At 30.1% G+C, this 1,214-nt stretch carries 1 rRNA gene; it reads right to left on the reverse strand.

Going from position 1 to position 1,214, the window contains the following annotated elements:
• Positions 1–1,066: 1,066 nt before the first annotated feature.
• A 5S ribosomal RNA gene (gene rrf, locus F3G91_RS10155) occupies positions 1,067–1,185 on the reverse strand.
• Positions 1,186–1,214 lie beyond the last annotated feature (29 nt).

A 1,214-nucleotide genomic window follows, 5' to 3' on the forward strand; every position in this document is an offset into this window, starting at 1 on the left:
GTATATTAATACTAAATTATATTTTTATATTAATACATCTAAGACGAATTTGAGTCAGATAGTCTAAAACTATGTGAATTATTGATTTAACAATAGTAAATTTCAATCATTTGCTAGCAAACTTTAGTATTTAACTGGCGGTAGAAATAATGTTTAAATTTAACTCATTGATAGCTGGCTTTAGATCATCCCAACAAAGACATCTTTTGTAGTTCTGCCTGCGTCCAAAATATTAAGATAACACATTCAAATAAAAGGCTTTAAAATATTTATACTTACTTATAGTTGGTTAGTAATTATCAGTGATTAAAATTTTAACAAAAACAAGCATCAAAACCGTTAAGAAATTATCTAAGATAGAATACTCTCCAGTCCGCCAAAGTTGAAAAAATACAACACCACTACCACCTACCAACCAATACAGCCACACCTTTACTCAAGAGATAAAAACAAGCCTGCCATTTCGTCAGCTCCCGCATCCGTTCTAACAGTTTAGTGCTTTAAAGACACTCCTTTTAACATCAGGCGTCACAGCCAAGGCCAAAGATAGCATAACTCCATATCTAGCTTATGCTCTTTTAGCTGTCTCGTGCTCTAGCTCTTGTCACCAATACTTATAGCTATACCACCACCTGCTTTGGTGTTTTTAGTCATGCATCTATTATGTCTTTTGTATTGGATTAAAATTTTGCGTCATCAAATAGTGCTTTTAGTAGGCTTTTAACCTTATAACATAAATTTACCCTACCTATATTTTTACTATTTAATAAAAACATTTTTATTTAATAACTATAAAGGATCTATACGTATTACATTTTTAACCACACCAGCTAAAAAGTAATAAAGTAAACAATAGATAAATAATATATTTCAAATAAAAATTATAAAAATAAGCACTACATAAAGATGAATAACCCAATAACATAAAAACAAATATAAAAAATTTACTACATTTAATCAATAAAACCTAATTAAAAAAATAAAAACCAATGTTTTATACTTAAATAGAAATAAACACTAATAAAAACTAGGATTAAAATATAAGAATTAAAGCAGATAAAAACAAAGCCCGCAACGACCTACTTTTCCAACATCCCAGTAAGGGAGAGTATCATCAGCCAGGACGAGCTTAGCTTCTTGGTTCGAGATGGAGCAAGGCGTTTCCTCGTCTGTATAGTCACGGGCAGTGTTAAATAAAAGATATATTAGCTAAA

It is taken from the genome of Campylobacter concisus, from assembly GCF_902460715.1.
GTDB lineage: Bacteria > Campylobacterota > Campylobacteria > Campylobacterales > Campylobacteraceae > Campylobacter_A > Campylobacter_A concisus_AK.